We start from the raw sequence: 18,339 nt of genomic DNA, 5'->3' as shown, positions 1-18,339 counted from the left end.
GTCCTTCGGTTTGCACCCTTCTATGGGCAGTAATGTCCACGTATCCCGCATGGGGCAAGGGTTTATCCTGATATGGCGTGGTTGGTGCGACGCGAGAATTGCCGCGCTGATGGGGTGCCTTGAACGTGCTTTGAGTGGCGATGCTACTATCCCAGACTGCCCGGTCGGCGAATGGGGATCTCCCGCCACTTATCCGGGCCGGATCAGGCATTCCTGCCTCGAATCCTGATGTCCCATCTCGTCGCTACCCCGAAGCCGACCGCCATCGATGCTAGCTTTCTACGCCGACCACTTTGTCTTGCCGTTGCCGCCGGGGCACCGCTTCCCGATGCGCAAATACAGCATGCTGCGGGATGCGGTGGTGCGGGAGGTCGCGGGCATCGAACTGCGGGAAGCCCCGCGGGCGGACGACAATGCACTGCGGCTGGCCCATACGGCCGACTACATCGCGGAAGTGTCTTCCGGACGGCTTGACGCCGCACGCCAGCGAGAGATCGGCTTTCCGTGGTCCCAAGAGATGGTGGAGCGCTCGCGGCGCTCAGCGGGCGCCACGATCGCCGCCTGCAGGACGGCCATGGAAGAGAGTGTTGCAGTGAACCTGGCCGGTGGCACCCACCATGCCTACGCCGACAAGGGCGGCGGTTTCTGCGTCTTCAACGATGGCGCGATTGCAGCCCGCCAGCTCCAGCGCGATGGGCGCGTGCGCCGCGTCGCCGTGATCGATCTCGATGTGCACCAGGGCAATGGCACCGCGTCCATCCTGCGCGACGACCCGACAATCTTCACGCTGTCGCTGCATGGCGAGAAGAATTACCCCTTCCGCAAGGAGGCCAGCGACCTGGATGTGGGTTTGCCTGATGGGTGCGACGACGACGGCTATGCGGACGCGCTGGTGTCCGCGCTCGACGCGCTCTATGCACGCTTTAATCCTGAGCTCCTGATCTACCTGGCCGGCGCCGACCCTCACGAGGGCGACCGCCTCGGGCGGCTGCGCCTGACCCTGGCAGGCCTAGCGCGGCGCGACACGATCGTCTTCGAATCCGCGCTGGCGCGCCGCCTCCCCATTGCCGTGGCGATGGCAGGTGGCTATGGCAATCAGATCGAGGATACGGTGGCTGTTCACACGCAGACCGTTGGACTGGCTGCGCACTATCACGCGCGCTACCGGACTGTGGGCGCTGACAGCCGCGCTCCAGGTATCTCCGCGGACGTCGTTGCCGAAGGCTCCGCCGGTTTTCCCCCGGGCTCGTCCAACCTGGCGACGGCGGCGTCATGAGTTCGCGCGCAACGACCCGACCCAGCAACGCCGATATCTCCACGGGCGCGCGCCTATGGGTGGCTGGCATGCCCGCGCTGTTCGTCCTGATCTGGAGTACGGGCTTCATCGTCGCGAAGTACGGCATGCCCTATGCCGAGCCGATGACGTTTCTCTTCCTGCGCTTTGTCGGGGTGTTGATCCTGATGGTGCCGTTCGTGCTGCTTGCGCGCGTGCCGTTGCCACAGCGGCAGGCAGCCGATGGCCCACGCATTGACTGGGCGCGCGTCGGCCATATCGCCGTGGCGGGGCTGTTCCTGCAGGCGGGCTACCTTGGCGGCGTCTGGGCGGCCGTGAAGCTCGGCATGCCCGCCGGCTTGTCGGCGCTGATCGTTGGCATGCAGCCGCTGCTGACGGCACTCTTTGTCAGTCGCATGGGTGAACGCGTGAGTGGCAGGCAATGGATCGGGCTGCTGATCGGGCTGGCTGGCGTGGGCCTGGTCGTTGCCAACAAGCTCACGGCGACGGGATTGTCGCCCGCCAGCCTGGTGCTGGCCGTCGGTGCGCTGGTCTCCATCACGTTCGGCACCCTCTATCAGAAGCATTTCTGCCCGGTGTTCGATCTGCGCATGGGCTCGGTGATCCAGTTCGCGGCATCGGCAGTGGCGTGTCTGCCATTCATGTTTTTGTTTGAAACGCGTGAGGTGCATTGGAACCTTGCGATGGCGGGTGCGCTCTTATGGTCCGTCGTGGCGCTATCGATCGGCGCCATCTCGCTGCTGTTCGTGCTGATCCGGCAGGGTGCGGCGACCAAGGTTTCCAGTCTGATGTACCTGACGCCACCGACGACCGCCGTAATGGCCTGGCTGCTGTTTGGCGAGCGTTTCTCGCCGCTAGCCGCGGCGGGCATGGTGGTCGCCGTTGCGGGTGTCGCGCTGGTTATCCGCCGGTAGCGGCCCGGCAGGACGCCGCCAAGGCACCGCCAAGCCACCAACAAGGTACGGAAAACCGCCGATCGGCCCCAAAGACAGACCCAGACGAACGTTCTCTGACCCGCCATGAAGCCAGAACCCGATCGCCGCAGTGCCTTTGCGCACTTCCAGCCCATCACGACGCGTTGGATGGATAACGATGTCTATGGCCACGTTAACAACGTTGTCTACTACAGTTATTTTGATACGGTCGTTAACACGTACCTGATCCGGGCGGGCGCGCTCGACATCGAGTCGGGCGCCACCATCGGTCTGGTGATCGAGACGCAGTGCAACTATTTCTCATCGCTGACCTTCCCGGATACGGTCGTGGCGGGGCTGCGTGTAGCAAGACTCGGCAATTCGAGCGTGCGCTATGAAGTGGGGCTGTTCCGCAATGACGACGACGTCGCAGCGGCACAGGGGCACTTCGTGCACGTCTACGTCGATCGCGAGACGCGGCGCCCCGTGCCATTGCCGCAGGCATTGCGGCAGGCGCTGGAGCCGCTGGTGATGCAAGGCCAGGCGTCAGCCTGAAGCGTGTGCAACCGTACAAAACCTGGAGACGAAAGAGCATGTTCAACCCCGGTAACGCCATTCGCGCAACCCTTGAGGCCACCGCGGCCAATGGCGATACGTCCGTGACCGATGCCGCCGCGATCGTCGATCGCGCCATCACCACGCGCCGGTCGATCCGTGCGTTCCTGGACACCCCCGTGCCACGCGAAACCGTGGAGGAGATCCTGGCTGTAGCCAGCCGCGCGCCGTCCGGCACCAATGTCCAGCCGTGGAAGGTCTATGTACTGTCAGGGGATGCCAAGGCGCGGTTGTGCGCCGATGTGCTCGCCGCCTACGACGATCCCGAGCGCGATGACAAGTATCGCGAGGAATACCCGTACTACCCGCGCGAGTGGGTCAATCCGTACCTCGCCCGGCGCCGCAAGGTGGGCTGGGACCTGTACGGGTTGCTGCAGATCACCCGCGAGGACAAGGCGGCCATGCACGAGCAGCATGCCCGCAATTTCCGTTTCTTCGACGCACCGGTCGGCCTGATCTTCACGATCGACCGGATCCTGGAGCAGGGCAGCTGGCTTGACTACGGCATGTTCCTGCAAAGCATCATGGTGGCGGCGCGTGCACGCGGACTGGACACATGCCCGCAAGCCGCCTTCACTCAATTTCATAGTGTCCTGGCCAGGCAACTGCGGCTGACCGAGGACGAAATGGTCGTTTGTGGCATGTCGCTGGGTTACGCCGACCCGGAGGCCACCGCCAACCAACTGAAAACGGAGCGTGAACCGGTCAGTGGGTTCGCGCGTTTCCTGTCGTGATGACGAAAGTGTGGTTTTGAGGAATGATCTAATCGTCTCATTTCCCGTAATGTGGAAATGTATGCGAATCGAACTTTAAAGAGGCTTCGTAAGTCATTAATCTTGCTAACAATTTGTTATTTTCCTAAACTAGCGCAATTCCTATGCCGCGCTGAACAGAATCATGTTCCGGTCCGACCCTAATATGCCCCGACTCTTCGGCCTCTCCCAACTGACCGCCATCGCGACGACCGCGCTGGTGTCTGTTGCTTTGCTGGCCGCGCCGGCCACGTACGCAGCGACGAAGTCGACTGCGACGAAAACCTCGGCAAAAAAGCCAGTAAAAGCTACCAAATCCTCTAAAAAGGTTGCGACCGCGCAAGCGGAGGCTGCACCGTCACGAAAGGTGATCGTCCTGCGGGGCGGCAAGCGCACCGTGGTCGCCAGCCGCGCGGCGCCAGTGCGAGCCGTCTTCGTGCCAGCCAAGCCGTCGCTGGCCGAGTCCATGGGCCTGCGCGATACGGAAGACGCACTTGCGTTGCGTTCCTCCGTGGCGCTGGTGATGGACCAGAACACCAATGAGGTGCTGTTCCAGAAAAATCCGACTGCCGTGCTGCCGATCGCCTCGATCACCAAGCTGATGACGGCCGTGGTGGTGATGGATTCGCATCTGCCGATGGACGAAGTGCTGACGGTGAGCGAGGAAGATCGCGATACCGAGAAGCACAGCAGCTCGCGCCTGCGCTTTGGCACGCAGCTGACCCGCCAGGAGCTGCTGCTGCTGGCGCTGATGTCGTCGGAAAACCGTGCCGCGTCGGTGCTGGGTCGCAGCTACCCGGGCGGCCTGCCGGCATTTGTGGGGGCGATGAACCGCAAGGCACGCGAGCTCGGCATGAATGACAGCCACTTCGTGGATTCCAGTGGCTTGTCCAGCAGCAACGTCTCGAGCGCGATGGATCTGGCCCGCCTGGTCAATGCCGCGTATCGCAACCCGACCATCCGCGAGTTCTCGACCCAGACCGAACACGAAGTGAACGTCCTGGGCCGCACGCAGCACTACGTCAGCACCAATCGCCTGGTGCGCGGCGGCAACTGGGAGATCGGCCTGCAGAAGACCGGTTTCATCTCGGAAGCGGGCCAATGCCTGGTGATGCAGGCGCGCGTCAACGATCGCAACGTGGTGATGGTGTTCCTGGATTCCGTGGGGAAGCTGTCGCGCTTTGCCGATGCCACGCGCGTGCGCAACTGGCTTGAGCATTCGCCGGCAACGCCGACGCAGCAGCGTCCGTTCCCGTCATCCCCAAACCTTACGCAGGGTCCCCACACGCCTCAGGCGATCCTGGTCTCGCAGCAGGCACGCGGCACCTGACAGGTCGCCGCAGCCAATTGAAAACGCGCCGCGGGCAGAAGTCCGACGGCGCGTTTTTTTATGGTCCGCAGGGGGGAGTCAGGCAGCGGCTTCGACAACGTAGCCCATGCCGCGAGAGATCTGCAGTGCGGTGTCCTTGAGGTTCTGCAGCCAGCTGTCCTGCAGGCGGTCCGCGGGGGCTGACAGCGACAGGCCCGCCACAAGGCGCCGCGAGTCGTCATAGATGCCGGCCGCGATGCAGCGCACGCCGAGTTCCAGTTCCTCGTTGTCGCGGGCATAACCGTTGGTACGCACCCAGCTCAGCTCGCGCTCAAGCTTGGAGATATCCGTGATCGATGTGCGCGTATGGCCAGCCAGTCCGGTGCGCGTGGCGTAGTTTCGCACCCGGGCCGATTCGTCGGCGGCCAGAAACAGCTTGCCGACCGATGTCAGATGCAGCGGCGCGCGTCCGCCGATGGCGCGCACCACTTGCATGCCGGAGCGTTCGCTGTAGGCGCGCTCGATGTAGACAATCTCGTCGCCCTGCCGCACGGACAAGTTGACGGTCTGCCCTGTGACGCGGTGCAGCGCGCGCATCGGCGCCAAGGCCGCGTCGCGCACCGACAGGCGCGCCTTGACCAGATTGCCCAGTTCCAGCAGTCGCATGCCCAGCCGATAGCTTCCCGGATCGGATCGGTCTACGAACCGGCACGCCACCATGTCGTTCAGGATACGGTGGGCGGTGGAAGGGTGGAGGCCGGTGGCCAGGGAGAGTTCTTTCAGGCTGACGGGATCCGCGTGCTGGGCCAGTGCGTCCAGCAGCGTCATCATGCGTTCGATCACCTGGATTGAAGTCTTGCCGGGTGACTTGTCTGCTTCTGCCATAGGGAAAATGTTGCCGTGCGGCAAATTAAGCGGTTGCCTGATTCTATCTCACATCGTGAAAATTTCAATAGATGAAATGTGATTACCGAGGTCATCCTCGGGTGGGGTAGCAAATGGCCGGCGCGTGCATGAGCGGTGTTGTGTATCACGCTGAACAAGTTTGCGGCGCGTGCTGCCCGCAGCAACGGGCCGAAGGCGCATAATTGCGAGGTTTCGGGTCTGGAAAAAGGGAAGCGATGCGAATCGGACTGTTCGCCACCTGTCTGGTGGACCTCATGCGGCCGGAGATCGGGTTTTCCGTGCTGAAGCTGCTGGAATCCGCGGGCTATGAGGTGATGGTGCCGGAGGCGCAAACCTGCTGCGGACAGCCCTCGTACAACTCGGGCGAACGCGTCGTGTCGCGGGACCTCGCCGAGAAATTCCTGCGCGAATTCGAAATGTTCGACTACGTAGTGGTGCCGTCCGGCTCCTGCGGGGGCATGATTCGCCACCACTACCAGGACTTGCTGCGCGACGATCCCGAACTCCACGGCCGCTATGAGCGCCTGCGCGAGCGCGTGTACGAGTTGACCGATTTCCTGGTCAATGTGGCAAAGATCGAGGCGCTGGATGCCTCGCTTGGTCCCAGTTTCGCTGGCCATATCACCTACCACGACTCCTGCTCGGGTCTGCGCGAGCTGGGTGTCAAGCAGCAGCCGCGCGCGCTGCTGGGCAAGCTGCCCGGTGTGCAACTGACCGAGATGAAGGACTGCGAGGCCTGCTGCGGCTTTGGCGGGACGTTCTCGGTCAAGTACGGCAACATTTCCACGGCCATCGTCGACGAGAAGTGCGCCAACATCCAGGCCAGCGGCGCCGATGCCGTAGTGCTGGGCGACCTGGGCTGCATGCTCAATATCGAAGGGCGGCTGCGCAGGTCCGGCGATACGCGCACGCGCGTGCTCCATATCGCCCAGGTCCTTGCCGGCGACGCCTGACGACGACTCCTTGTGGCCAGAAGGCGATCCCCCAAGGCGATTCCCCAAGGCGAACCCCTAACCAAGCGAACAGCACCAAGCGAGCTCCCGCGATGCAAGTTCACAGCATGGAATTCAAGGCACGTGCCGGCCAGAAGCTGGCCGACCAGCGCCTGCAGCAGAACCTCAAGAAGCTCTCCACCAAATTCGTGACGGCGCGGGCCGATGCCATTCGCGACATCGATTTCGATGCCACGCGTGCCGCGCTGAAAGAGCGTCGCAATCGCGCGCTGGAAAATCTGGACGTGTGGCTGGCGACGTTCGAAGAAAACGCCACGCGCCGTGGCGCCACGGTGTTGTTTGCCGAAACCACGGCCGACGCGGCGAAGCTCGTGGCCGAGATCGCCCGGAACCACGGCGTGAAGAAGGTCATCAAGAGCAAGTCGATGGTGACCGAGGAGATGCGCCTGAACCAGGTGCTGGGCGAGATGGGTGTGCAGAGTATCGAGACCGATCTGGGCGAGTACATCCTGCAGATCAACGATGCCGAGCCGCCGTCGCACATCATTGCGCCGGTGATCCACAAGGACAAGGATGAGATTGCCGATCTCTTTGCCAAGGTCCACAACAAGCCGCGCCTGACGGACATCTCCGAGATGACGCGCGAGGCGCGCGAGGTGCTACGGCCCGAGTTCCTCTCTGCCGACATGGGGGTGACGGGTGGCAACTTCATCATTGCCGAGACGGGCTCGGTGGCGGTGGTGACCAACGAGGGCAACGAGGGCATGTGCACAATCATGCCGCGGGTGCACGTGGCCGTGACCGGTATCGAGAAAGTGTTGCCGACGCTGGAAGACCTGGTCACCGTGATGCGGCTGCTGCCGCGCTCGGCGACGGGGCAGGCCATCTCGAACTATTTCTCGATTCTCACCGGGCCGCGCGCCGAGGGTGAGCGCGACGGTCCCGAGCACATGTACTTCGTGCTGGTCGATGGCGGCCGCAGTGGGCTGATCGGCGGCGAATTCCAGGAGATGCTGCGCTGCATTCGCTGTGGCGCCTGCATGAATCATTGTCCGGTCTACCAGAAGATCGGCGGCCACGCCTATGGCTGGGTCTATCCTGGTCCGATGGGCAGCGTCCTGACGCCGAGCTATGTGGGGCTGGCCAACGCCTTGGACCTGCCGCAGGCGGCGACACTGTGCGGCGAATGCAATCGCGTGTGTCCGGCGTCGATTCCGTTGTCGGACCTGTTGCGCAAGCTGCGCGAAAAGCAGATGGAGCGCGGCTTGCGGCCGTGGCAGGAACGCGCAGCGCTGCAGGTCTGGGGGTACATCGCCCGACGGCCCGAACTTTATGCGTTCGCGACCCGGATGGGGGCGCGGATCCTGGCGCGCATGGGCGGGCGCAGCAAGCTCATCGCCAGCCTGCCGATGGTCGGCAAGGGCTGGACGGACACCCGGGACATGCCGGCGCCGGCCGGCCGGACGTTCCGCGAGCTTTACAAGGAAAGGAGGGCGCGGTCATGAGCGCGAATCAGGAGTCGCTGGCTGCCATGCGGGCGGCGCTGGACCAACATCTGGCCGGCGCATTGCCGGTCGCGGATCTCGTGGCCACGTGGCGCGGCTCGGCCAGCGGATTGTCATTGCCCCCGGTGTTCGGCCAGGCGATGGAGGAGTTGCTGCGCCGGATGGAGATGTCGGCCGTGTTTGCGCAGGACAGTTGTTCGTTCTCCAGCACTGCCGTGACGGATCAGTTGAAGCGGTGGATCGATAAGGCTGCCACGGTCTGAATGAGCGCCGCGGCGCGGCCCGGGGCGACGATCCTGGGCATTGTCGATGGCCCCCCCGGATGAAAGAAGGGCTGGCACATGCCAGCCCTTTCTTGTTGCCTGTCTGTCTATCCGCCTGTCTGTCGCCCGTTCCCCACGCGCGACCTGTGCCATCTGCGCGGCAGGCGCGGCGTCAGCCCAGCAGTAGTGCGTCGTCGTCCAGTTGCTCGTGGCGCGTTTGCTCGAACATCTTGAGCAGGTCAGGTACGTCGAGCCCCTTGCGCTGATCGCCAGACACATCCAGCACGACCTGGCCCTGGTGCAGCATCACGGTGCGCTGGCCGTAGTCCAGCGCCTGGCGCATCGAGTGCGTCACCATCATCGTCGTCAACTTGCTGTCTTCCACGATGCGCGCCGTCAGTTCCAGCACGAAGGCCGCGGTCTTGGGGTCCAGTGCCGCCGTATGTTCATCCAGCAGCAGGATGCGCGACGGCTGCAGCGATGCCATCAGCAGGCTGACCGCCTGCCGTTGACCACCGGACAGCAGGCCGATCCGGTCCGTCAGTCGGTTTTCCAGCCCCAGGTTCAGCAGGCGCAGCTTGTCGCGGAACAGTTCGCGCGATGCCTTGTTCAGCGCCGGGCGGAAACCGCGCCGCGAGCCACGCGCCATGGCCAGCGCCATGTTTTCTTCGATCGTCAGCGCCTCGCAGGTGCCGGCCATCGGGTCCTGGAACACGCGTGCTACCAGGTGGGCGCGATCCCAGGCGGGCTGGCGCGTCACGTCGGTATCGTCGATCGTGATGCGGCCGCTATCGACCATCTGGTCGCCGCTGATCGCATTGAGGAAGGTCGACTTGCCGGCGCCGTTGGAGCCGATTACCGCCACGAACTGGCCGCTCGGGATTTCCAGGTTCAGGCCGCGCAGCGCACGGTTTTCGATCGGTGTGCCCGGGTTGAAGGTCAGCTTCAGGTCTTGTGCGCGCAGCATCTCAGGCACCTCCGTTCTTGCGGGCAAACAGCTTCTTGCGCGTGGCCGGCAGCACCAGGGCCAGCGTCACCAGTGCAGCGGTCACCAGGTTCAGATCCTGCGCCTTGAGGCCGATGAACTCCGTGTTCAGCGCCAGCGCGATGAAGAATCGATAGAGGATGGCGCCCAGCACCACGGCCAGCGTTACGAGGACCAGGCGGCGCGCCGGCAGGATCGTCTCGCCGATGATGACCGCGGCCAGGCCGATCACGATCGTGCCGATACCCATCGAGATATCGGAACCGCCTTGTGTCTGCGCAAACAGCGCGCCGGCCAGGGCCACCAGGGCATTGGACAGCGCCATGCCGGCCAGCGTGGCACGGCCGGTCGGCACGCCCTGCGCACGCGCCATGCGCGGGTTGGCGCCCGTCGCGCGCATGGCCAGGCCAAGCTGCGAGGAGAAGAACCAGTCCAGCGCGATCTTCGCCACCACGACGACCACGAACAGCACCAGCGGACGCAGCACGTAATCCGGCATCCACTCGGGCTGCAGGATCGTGAACATCGTCGGCTCGGTGATCAGCGGGACATTGGGGCGGCCCATGATGCGCAGGTTGACCGAGTACAGCGCGATCATCATGAGGATACTGGCGAGCAGATCCATGATCTTGAGGCGCACGTTCAGCCAGCCGGTGATGAAGCCCGCCAGCGCGCCGGCGAAAATCGCCACCAGCGTGGCCAGGAACGGGTCCTGGCCGGCGGAGATAAGCGTGGCGGCCACGGCGCCGCCCAACGGGAAGCTGCCGTCGACGGTCAGGTCGGGGAAGTTCAGGATGCGGAACGAGATCAGCACCCCGAGGGCCACGAGGCTGAAGATCAGGCCGATCTCCAGGGCGCCCAGAAGGGAAAAGAGGGACATGGGGAAATCCTGTTGCGGGTTCCGGTCCGGTGCCCGCGCGTCGGGTTGGTGGCGGGCTGGCGGGTGCCGGATTCGGGTGACACGGCGGCGGCCCGGTCGGGCGGTGCGTCGTGGCGTCCGGGCTGGCCCGGATAGGGCCACGGGGGCGCGTCAGGCCATGCGACGGAGGTTCCGCCGTCGCATGGCAACTGCAGCGGGTCTTACTTGATAACGGTCTTGGCTTCCTTCACCAGGTCCGGGGCCAGCGTCACGCCTTGCTTTTCGGCGGCGCTCGTGTTCACGAACAACTCGAGATTGTCCGAGGTCTGCGAGGCAATCGCGCCCGGCTTCTCGCCCTTCAGGATGCGCACCACGACCTTGCCGGTCTGGTGGCCAAGGTCGCCATAGTTGATGCCCAGCGCGGCGATGGCGCCACGCTTCACGCTGTCGGTGTCAGCGGCCACCAGCGGGATCTTCGACTCGTTGGCCACCTTCACCAGCGCCTCATACGCGGACACCACGTTGTTGTCGGTGTTCGTGTAGATCACGTCCACCTTGCCGATCAGGCTCTTGGCGGCCGGACCGATGTCGACCGTACGCGGGGCGGCGGCTTCCTTGAGCGCCAGGCCCTGCTTGGCCAGCATCTCCTTCAGTTCCTTCACCACCACGACCGAGTTGGCTTCGCCCGGGTTGTAGACCATGCCCACGGTCTTGACCTTGGGCACCACGCGCTTGATCAGGGCAACCTGTTTGTCCAGCGGGAGCTTGTCCGATACGCCGGTCACGTTGGTGCCCGACGCGCCCCAGCCCTTGACCAACTGGGCGGCCACGGGATCGGTCACGCCGGAGTACACCACGGGCACGGCCTTGGTGGCAGCCACCACGGCCTGGGCCGAGGGGGTGGCGATGGCCACGATCGCGCTCGGCTGGTCGCCCACGAACTTGCGGGCGATCTGGGCGGCGGTGCCGGTGTTGCCCTGGGCGCTCTGGTATTCCCACTTCAGGTTCTTGTCGGCGTCGTAGCCGGCGGCCTTCAGTTCGTCGCGCACGCCGTCGCGGATGGCGTCGAGCGCGGGGTGATCGACGATCGACAGGACCTTCACGGTCGGGGCGGTCTGGGCCTGTACGGCGCCGCCATAGAGCAGGGCCAGGGCGACCGCGCTGCCGAGAATGGTTTGGGTGGATGCCTTGAGACGCAGCATGTAATTGTTCTCCCCCGAAGGATCGGTTCTTTGGTCAGCCGCGATGGGTCATAGGACCGTCGTCCTGGGCAGGTAGCCGCCGGGACGTCAAGGCGTACCGCGGGGCAACCCGGCCGGTCCTTGGCGGACGCATCGCGCCCGGCGGCAGGACGGAGGCGTGCGTGGTCGCATCGGATACGACGACGAGAAGGCTGGGAGGATACCATTTTCGCCGCGCCGGTGGCTCTCTTTTAGTGCTGCGCGGCGGCATATCCTGCTGAAAAACGCCTCAAGGGGCGAGGCGTGCCGCAAATTATTGCGCCGGATTGTGGATTTCGGCGTGAATGCGCTGGATGGCCGTTACCACCTCGTCCGGCAGTTTCACGTCCCACGCATCGATGTTTTCCCTGAGCTGCCCGAGGTTGGTGGCGCCGATGATCGTGCTGGCGGCGAACCAGCGCGAATAGGCCCAGGCCAGCGCCATCGTGGCGCCCGACATGCCATGCGCGCGCGCCAGTTCGACGTACCGGGCGGCTGCCGCGATCGTCTCCGGGCGCATGTAGCGCGGGCTCCAGTCGGCGGAAAAACGTGTCAGGCGGCCCACTGCATCCGGGTTGAAGACGGGTTGCCGCGCATCGCCGGTCAGGTACTTGCCGGTCAGTTGGCCAAAGCCGAGGGGGCTGTAGACCAGCAGGCTGACGTCGCTTCGGAAGCAGGCTTCGTCCAGTCCCTGCTCGAAGCTGCGGTTGAGCAGATTGTAGGGGTTCTGGATGGTCGGGATGCGCGGCAGGCCGTGCAGTTCGGCCTGCTTGATGAACTCGGCCACCCCCCACGGCGTTTCGTTGGACACGCCGACGTAGCGGATCTTGCCGGCGCGCACCAGGTCGCTCATGGCTTCCAGTTGCGACGCGACCGATGGGCACGCGCGCTCGGCGTCCGGGTTGAAGCTTTTCTGGCCGAAGATCGGCGCGTTGCGGGCCGGCCAGTGGATCTGGTACAGGTCGATATGGTCCGTCTGCAGGCGCCGGAGCGAATCTTCCGCTGCCGCGCGGATGCTGTCCGGCGTGAAGTCGCCGCCATTGCGGATCCACGGATTGCGCGCCGGGCCGGCCACCTTGCTGGCCAGCACCACGCGGTCGCGCGGCTGCGTCTTCAGCCAGGTGCCGATGATGCGTTCCGTGCTGCCGTAGGTTTCGGCGCGCGGCTTGACCGGGTACATCTCGGCCGTGTCGATGAAGTTGATGCCGCGCGAGAGCGCGTAGTCGAGCTGGCTATGGCCCTCGGCCTCGGTGTTCTGCTCGCCAAAGGTCATGGTGCCCAGGCAGATGCGCGAGACCTCGAGGTCGCTGCGGCCGAGTCGGATCTTTTCCATATCTTTTCTCCCTGCTATCCGCTGTCGCCTATCCCCCTTGTGCCCTTTGCGCCCGTTTCTTGTCCCTCAGGCATACCGGAATACCGGACGGCGCGCCGGACCGGGCGGGGAGGCAACCCGGTCGGCCGTCAGCATGCCTCAAATGCGCTGGCCGCGCAGCGCGGCGGCGCAATCGCGCACCAGCGCGGGGCCGCGGTAGATCAGGCCGCTGTAGACCTGCACGAGCTGCGCGCCCGCGTCGATCTTGGCGCGGGCATCGGCGCCGCCGAAGATGCCGCCCACGCCGATGATCGGCACCGCTTCGCCGACCACGGCGCGCAGGCCGCGCACCACGCGCGTGGAGGCTTCGAACACGGGCCGGCCCGACAGGCCGCCGGCTTCCTCGGCGTGCGGCAGGCCCTTGACGGCATCGCGCGAGATCGTGGTGTTGGTGGCGATGACGCCGTCGATCTTGTGGCGCACCAGCGCGTCGCCGATGTTGCCGATCTGGTCGTCGTCCAGGTCCGGCGCGATCTTCAGCGCCACGGGCACATAGCGCTTGTGCTGGTCGGCCAGGCGCTGCTGCGCCGCCTTGAGCGTGGAGAGCAGGCTGTCCAGCTCGCTCGCGCCTTGCAACTGGCGCAGGTTCTTGGTGTTCGGCGACGAGATGTTCACCGTGACGTAGCTGGCGTGCGGGTAGACGCGCTCCAGGCAGTGCAGGTAGTCATCTGCCGCACGTTCGATCGGCGTATCGGCGTTCTTGCCGATGTTCAACCCCAGTACGCCGCCCTCCGCCTTCCAGCGCGATGCGCTGACATTGGCGATAAAGGCGTCGACGCCGCCATTGTTGAAGCCCATGCGGTTGATCAGCGCATCGGCCTGCGGCAGGCGGAACATGCGCGGACGCGGGTTGCCCGGCTGCGCGCGCGGGGTGACCGTGCCGACTTCGATGAAGCCGAAGCCGAATGCGGCCAGGCCGTCGATATAGGCGCCATCCTTGTCCAGGCCGGCAGCCAGGCCGACGGGATTCGGGAAGCGGATGCCCATTACGGTGCGCGGATCGTCGGCAATCGCGTTGCCGATGCAACCGGCAAGACCCATGCGCTGGGCGCGCATCAGGTTGTTCAGGGTGAAATGGTGGGCGTCTTCCGCATCCATCGAAAAGAGGGCGGGACGAAACAGGGGATAGAGCGCGTTGAGCACGAGGGTGGGGCGCGGCCGCGGCCGGCGTGGAGTCTGAGCCAAGGCGGCATTGTAGCGGCTGGCGGACGGTGGCGGCCCGTCGACGCAGTGGGGTGTCTGTCGACCGGCCAGTTGTGCCGCCCGTCGAATGGCCCGTCGAATTGCCGGCGAGACGTGAGGCTGCGACGGTGTCCGCTATTCCTGCGCGGGGCCTGGCTCCGGTCGGGTGGGGGGCACGGGGGTGGCGGCGTCGCCCTCGAATGCGTGCCACTGGTTGCCGGTCAGCACCTGCAGGGGGCGGAAACGCGCCTTGTACGCCATCTTGCGGCTGTCGGCGATCCAGTAGCCGAGGTACAGGTGTGGCAGGCCCAGTTCACGCGTCTGGTTGATTTGCCAGAGGATGTTGTAGGTGCCATAGCTGGTACCCAGCGCCAGCGAGTCATAGAACGTGTAGACCGAGGACAGGCCGTCGTCGAGCACATCGATCATGCTGACCATGCGCAGCCTGCCAGCTTCCGGGGACCCGGGCGGCTCGCGGAATTCCACCAGGCGGGAGTTGACGCGGCTTTGCARCAGGAACTGTTCGTACTGGTCGCGGCTGTCCTGATCCATGCCGCCGCCGGCGTGCCGCATTGACTGATAGAGCAGGTACAGCGCGTAGTGTTCTTCGACGTACGTCAGCGGCGCCACCAGCGCCTGCAGGCCCTGGTGCTGTCGCCAGGCCCGGCGCTGGCTGCGGTCCGGCTGGAACTGGTCGACGAGTACCCGGCAGGGCGTGCATGCGCGGCATTCATCGCAATACGGGCGGTAAGTGAAGATGCCGCTGCGCCGGAAGCCGGCCCGGACCAGACGCGAATAGACATCGGCGTTGATCAGGTGAGCGGGCGTCGCCACCTGCGAGCGGGCCATGCGGCCGTCCAGGTAGCTGCAAGCGTAGGGCGCCGTCGCATAAAACTGCAGCGCGGATAGCGGAAGTTCCTTGAGCTTGCTCATGACGTCGAATAGAAGCCTGGCGCGGCCGTCACCGTAGATCGCGCGGGGCGAGGGGGCGGGTGGCGGACGATGCCCGGTGGTCGGGTCCTGTCTGGAGTCTATCAGAGCAAAACCGCGCGCGTCTGCAGCGGGACGTGCGGTGCGCAAATTTGAGGGCGCGACGGGCGTGGCGAGAATGGAGGAAGCGGAGGGTGCAATCCCGCGATTCCACGAACCTCGCCCGGTAGCCTGCGCGGTGAGATGTCTGCCGATCCGGAATGTGAGTCGCCTTCCACTTGAAATGTCTTGGCTGAGCGCGCATGCATGCCGGTGCGCGTCCCGATGCGTTGGCTCGTGCGGACTACGCGCCGTTGCCACTTGCCCACTGCGCCAGTACAGACTTGTCGAACTGCCACGGCACGATATCGGGCTGCATGGAGGCGGCGCGCACGTGGGCGACGAAATCCGACCGGGCGATCGGCCGTGCGCCGAGCGACGCCAGATGATCGGTCTCCTGCTGGCAGTCGATCATCGTCACGCCGTGGCCGTCCAGGAATGCGCAAAGAGCGGCGAGCGCGATCTTCGACGCATCGGTGCGATGGGCAAACATCGACTCGCCGTAGAACATTCGGCCCAGTGCCACGCCGTAAAGACCACCTACGCATTCGCCCTGATACCAGGCTTCCACGGAATGGGCGAGACCGTTGCGGTGGAGTGCCCCGTAGGCGGCGACGATATCGTCGGTGATCCACGTACCGAATTGACCGTCGCGCGGCGTCATGGCACAGGCGCGCATGACGGCGAGGAAATCGTTGTCCACATGGATTTCCCAGTCTGGATCGCGCAGCGTGCGGCGCAGCGTCTTGCGCAGCGAGGCGGAAACCTTCAGCGCACGCGGGGCGAGCACCATGCGTGGATCGGTGCTCCACCAGAGTACGGGCTGTCCTTCGGAATACCAGGGGAAGATGCCTTGCCGGTAGGCCAGCAGCAGGCGCTGCGGCGACAGGTCGCGGCTTGCGGCCAGCAAGCCGGGCGCGTCACTGGCGGAGCCCAGTGCCCGGTCGACGGGCGGAAACGGGTCCTGCGGGTCCAGCCAGGTGATCATGCGTCTGAGGCGGGGCGGGGCGCCCTCAGGGGGTAACGGTGGCTCGGCTCGTCAGCGGCCGCATCGGCTTGTCGATGTCGAGGCTATGCAGGCGGAAGCTGCCATCCGCAAGCTTGCCAGCCGCGCGATCGGCAAAGAAGCAGCGCAGCGTATGGATGACGGTCGGGAAGGCCAGGTCGTCCCACGGCACATCGGCTTCATCCACCAGCTTCACTTCCAGGCTTTCCTCGCCCGGGGCGATGTCGAGATCATCCAGTTGTGCCAGGTAGAACAGATGGACCTGATGCACATGCGGCACGTTCAGGATCGAAAACAGCTCGCCAACCTGCACGCGGGCGCCGGCTTCTTCCAGCGTCTCACGCGAGGCGGCCTGCGCCGTGGTCTCGCCGATCTCCATGAAGCCGGCCGGCAGCGTCCAGAACCCGTAGCGGGGTTCGATGGCGCGCTTGCAGATCAGGACCTTGTCTTCCCAGACCGGGATGGTGCCGACGACATTGCGCGGGTTCACATAGTGGATCGTGCCGCAGCCGTCGCATACGCTGCGCGGGCGATTGTCGCCATCGGGTACGCGCAGTACCACCGCATGACCACAGTTCGAGCAGAATTTCATGAGGGGCGTCCGGAAGGAATGGCGCCAAGTGTATCACCGCGCCGGGCGGCGGCCCCAGTGTGGATGTTGCCGTGCGAACGAATCCCGCAGGGGGTACGCAGTGCATCGCATGGGCAACCAGCGGGCAACCCGGGATGCGCGAAAGGACGGCAGAGGACAACAAAAACCGGGCAACAAAAAACCCGCCATGTGGCGGGTTTGCTGTACGACGGGTTGTTGGTTGCGGGGGCAGGACTTGAACCTGCGACCTTCGGGTTATGAGCCCGACGAGCTGCCAACTGCTCCACCCCGCGTCCGTCGAAGCTGAGAGTATATGGCAACTGTTTGCGCATTGCAACAGTTCATTTGCTCAGCCTGTAATGACGCGCCAACTGGTGCGTCATTACTAGGTTGGATTGCCGCGCGTGCGCCGTGGTTCAGGTTGATTTCGGACTTTCGGTTGTGCGCTGCCACAGGGCGGCTTCGAATTCGAAGCTCTCGCGTTGCTGCAGGTCATCGCGTTGCCAGATCACACGATCGCGGCGCACCGTCAGCATCCAGGTGGTGGTGGCCAGCGGATTCGGATGGTCGAACGCGCGCGGCGTCAGCACGGCGGCGCAGGGGCCGCGTTCCGGATCGCGCACGGACATGTACCGGATCAGGCCGATGCCAGCCTCCCGCGCAATCCGGCCAAAGTCCTGGCAGGACGCGTGATCGTCGGGGTTGGTCCAGCGAGCCGCGTCCTCGGCGAATGGCGGGGCGTCGAGGGCCACGCCGTCAGTCTTTACGCTGACCTGGAACAGCGTCTGCGCGCGTGCGTCGATGCGCGGCAAGGCGGGGCTGTCCAGCAGGAAGCGCCAGCGCCAGTAGCCCAGTTCCGCACAGGCGGTGCGGATGGCATCGGCGCCGTAGAACACGCCCGGGTCCTGTCCGCCACGGAAGCGGGAGCCCCAGGGCGACGGCGGGTAACGGAATGGCGTGAAAATCAGGTAGTGAAGATGGCGGGCGTCGGGCGGAATGACAGGCTTGCCGGCATCGAGCACCGCCTCCAGCACCGCCTGCTCTTCCAGGCTGTCCACGAGCGGCATGGTCGATACCACGTGCTGGGCCTCCACGGCCCGCCATAGCGTGAGCGCGAACGGCTTGCGCTCAGATGCGACCGCGGGTGGCGTCCAGGTAGTGAACGACACGTACGAGACCCTCAGTCGTGCGGATCAGCTCCAGCGGTTTGCCGCCGAGCGCGAGATTGTCATGGGTAAGCCAGAGACGGGCCTGCTCGTCGTGGCCCAGGATGGCATCGAGCGACCGGAACAGGCGGACGAACAGCACACCGAATTCCCACTCCTTGCGATGCGTATCGAGCACATAACCGCCCGAGGCCATGCGCGATACCGAAGCCGTGCTGATGCCGAGCACGCTGGCCACGATGGCCTGGCTGATGCCAAGGAAGGCGGCCGCGCGCATGACGGCCTTGGTGAGCGTGGTGCCGGGGTCGGGGCCGCCGACGGGTTCAGTCTCCGGAAGATGGCTGGATTGCATCGCCTATGCTCCTGTTTCTTGAGAAACATTATAGGCGCTCAGTTTCAGAAGGGAAGTGCGAAACG

At 64.9% G+C, this 18,339-nt stretch carries 19 protein-coding genes and 1 tRNA gene; 8 read left to right on the top strand and 12 right to left on the bottom strand.

All coding sequences use genetic code 11. The features are described 5' to 3' along the window. The first annotated feature begins 268 nt into the window (after positions 1-268). The 5 genes from AC1DOX_RS03355 (at position 269) to pbpG (ending at position 4,905) form a co-directional block, all read left to right on the top strand. Positions 269-1,276 carry a histone deacetylase family protein gene (locus AC1DOX_RS03355; RefSeq protein WP_441620399.1) on the top strand — a complete coding sequence of 336 codons (1,008 nt, stop codon included), beginning with the start codon at positions 269-271 and terminating at the stop codon, positions 1,274-1,276. Then, positions 1,273-2,208 (top strand): DMT family transporter, encoded by a 936-nt coding sequence (locus AC1DOX_RS03350; protein ID WP_441620401.1) that lies wholly within the window; start codon positions 1,273-1,275, stop codon positions 2,206-2,208. The genes AC1DOX_RS03355 and AC1DOX_RS03350 overlap by 4 nt, the downstream gene beginning before the upstream one ends. A gap of 105 nt (positions 2,209-2,313) precedes the next feature. After that, positions 2,314-2,763 carry an acyl-CoA thioesterase gene (locus AC1DOX_RS03345; RefSeq protein WP_092138143.1) on the top strand — a complete coding sequence of 150 codons (450 nt, stop codon included), beginning with the start codon at positions 2,314-2,316 and terminating at the stop codon, positions 2,761-2,763. A gap of 38 nt (positions 2,764-2,801) precedes the next feature. Next, positions 2,802-3,557 (top strand): nitroreductase, encoded by a 756-nt coding sequence (locus tag AC1DOX_RS03340; protein WP_441620404.1) that lies wholly within the window; start codon positions 2,802-2,804, stop codon positions 3,555-3,557. Between the two features lie 163 nt (positions 3,558-3,720). After that, positions 3,721-4,905: a D-alanyl-D-alanine endopeptidase gene (gene pbpG / locus AC1DOX_RS03335; protein ID WP_441620406.1), complete on the top strand. Its 1,185-nt coding sequence runs from the start codon at positions 3,721-3,723 to the stop codon at positions 4,903-4,905. Between the two features lie 78 nt (positions 4,906-4,983). On the opposite strand, the gene AC1DOX_RS03330 is transcribed toward pbpG, so the two are convergent. Continuing rightward, on the bottom strand, positions 4,984-5,769 hold the full coding sequence (locus AC1DOX_RS03330) for an IclR family transcriptional regulator (RefSeq protein WP_092138141.1): 786 nt from the start codon (positions 5,767-5,769) through the stop codon (positions 4,984-4,986). 236 nt (positions 5,770-6,005) lie between these two features. Here AC1DOX_RS03330 and AC1DOX_RS03325 point away from each other — a divergent pair, with 236 nt between their 5' ends. The 3 genes from AC1DOX_RS03325 (at position 6,006) to AC1DOX_RS03315 (ending at position 8,511) form a co-directional block, all read left to right on the top strand. Then, positions 6,006-6,743 (top strand): (Fe-S)-binding protein, encoded by a 738-nt coding sequence (locus AC1DOX_RS03325; RefSeq protein ID WP_441620408.1) that lies wholly within the window; start codon positions 6,006-6,008, stop codon positions 6,741-6,743. A gap of 92 nt (positions 6,744-6,835) precedes the next feature. Continuing rightward, on the top strand, positions 6,836-8,248 hold the full coding sequence (locus AC1DOX_RS03320) for a LutB/LldF family L-lactate oxidation iron-sulfur protein (RefSeq protein ID WP_441620410.1): 1,413 nt from the start codon (positions 6,836-6,838) through the stop codon (positions 8,246-8,248). Next, positions 8,245-8,511, top strand: a complete 267-nt coding sequence (locus AC1DOX_RS03315; protein ID WP_441620412.1) for a hypothetical protein — start codon at positions 8,245-8,247, stop codon at positions 8,509-8,511. Before AC1DOX_RS03320 ends, AC1DOX_RS03315 begins: the two co-directional genes overlap by 4 nt. Before the next feature lie 172 nt (positions 8,512-8,683). On the opposite strand, the gene AC1DOX_RS03310 is transcribed toward AC1DOX_RS03315, so the two are convergent. The 11 genes from AC1DOX_RS03310 to AC1DOX_RS03260 all read right to left on the bottom strand — a co-directional run bounded on the left by AC1DOX_RS03310 (position 8,684) and on the right by AC1DOX_RS03260 (position 18,274). Further along, positions 8,684-9,478 carry an ABC transporter ATP-binding protein gene (locus tag AC1DOX_RS03310; protein ID WP_092138137.1) on the bottom strand — a complete coding sequence of 265 codons (795 nt, stop codon included), beginning with the start codon at positions 9,476-9,478 and terminating at the stop codon, positions 8,684-8,686. 1 nt (position 9,479) lies between these two features. Continuing rightward, positions 9,480-10,376, bottom strand: a complete 897-nt coding sequence (locus AC1DOX_RS03305) for an ABC transporter permease (RefSeq protein WP_441620415.1) — start codon at positions 10,374-10,376, stop codon at positions 9,480-9,482. Positions 10,377-10,576: 200 nt separating this feature from the next. After that, the gene (locus tag AC1DOX_RS03300; protein ID WP_441620417.1) at positions 10,577-11,557 is read right to left on the bottom strand and encodes an ABC transporter substrate-binding protein; all 981 of its coding nucleotides are present in this window, start codon (positions 11,555-11,557) and stop codon (positions 10,577-10,579) included. Between the two features lie 292 nt (positions 11,558-11,849). Continuing rightward, positions 11,850-12,908: an aldo/keto reductase gene (locus tag AC1DOX_RS03295; RefSeq protein WP_441620419.1), complete on the bottom strand. Its 1,059-nt coding sequence runs from the start codon at positions 12,906-12,908 to the stop codon at positions 11,850-11,852. A gap of 138 nt (positions 12,909-13,046) precedes the next feature. After that, positions 13,047-14,090: a quinone-dependent dihydroorotate dehydrogenase gene (locus AC1DOX_RS03290; RefSeq protein ID WP_441620557.1), complete on the bottom strand. Its 1,044-nt coding sequence runs from the start codon at positions 14,088-14,090 to the stop codon at positions 13,047-13,049. Between the two features lie 174 nt (positions 14,091-14,264). Next, complete coding sequence (locus AC1DOX_RS03285) at positions 14,265-15,062, bottom strand: arginyltransferase (protein ID WP_441620421.1); 798 nt, start codon at positions 15,060-15,062, stop codon at positions 14,265-14,267. Between the two features lie 340 nt (positions 15,063-15,402). Next, entirely contained in the window at positions 15,403-16,146 is a 744-nt protein-coding gene (gene aat, locus AC1DOX_RS03280; RefSeq protein WP_441620423.1) for a leucyl/phenylalanyl-tRNA--protein transferase, read from the bottom strand. Between the two features lie 25 nt (positions 16,147-16,171). Further along, positions 16,172-16,756 carry an NUDIX hydrolase gene (locus AC1DOX_RS03275; RefSeq protein ID WP_441620425.1) on the bottom strand — a complete coding sequence of 195 codons (585 nt, stop codon included), beginning with the start codon at positions 16,754-16,756 and terminating at the stop codon, positions 16,172-16,174. 217 nt (positions 16,757-16,973) lie between these two features. Then, positions 16,974-17,049: transfer RNA gene (locus AC1DOX_RS03270), tRNA-Met, on the bottom strand. Positions 17,050-17,172: 123 nt separating this feature from the next. Continuing rightward, entirely contained in the window at positions 17,173-17,925 is a 753-nt protein-coding gene (locus tag AC1DOX_RS03265; RefSeq protein WP_441620427.1) for an RES family NAD+ phosphorylase, read from the bottom strand. Next, entirely contained in the window at positions 17,885-18,274 is a 390-nt protein-coding gene (locus tag AC1DOX_RS03260) for an MbcA/ParS/Xre antitoxin family protein (RefSeq protein ID WP_441620429.1), read from the bottom strand. Before AC1DOX_RS03260 ends, AC1DOX_RS03265 begins: the two co-directional genes overlap by 41 nt. Between the last annotated feature and the right edge of the window lie 65 nt (positions 18,275-18,339).

This window comes from Cupriavidus sp. 01L415, from assembly GCF_056400065.1.
The sequence above is the reverse complement of the archived record's forward strand: the minus strand, read 5'-3'. Positions and strand labels throughout refer to the sequence as shown.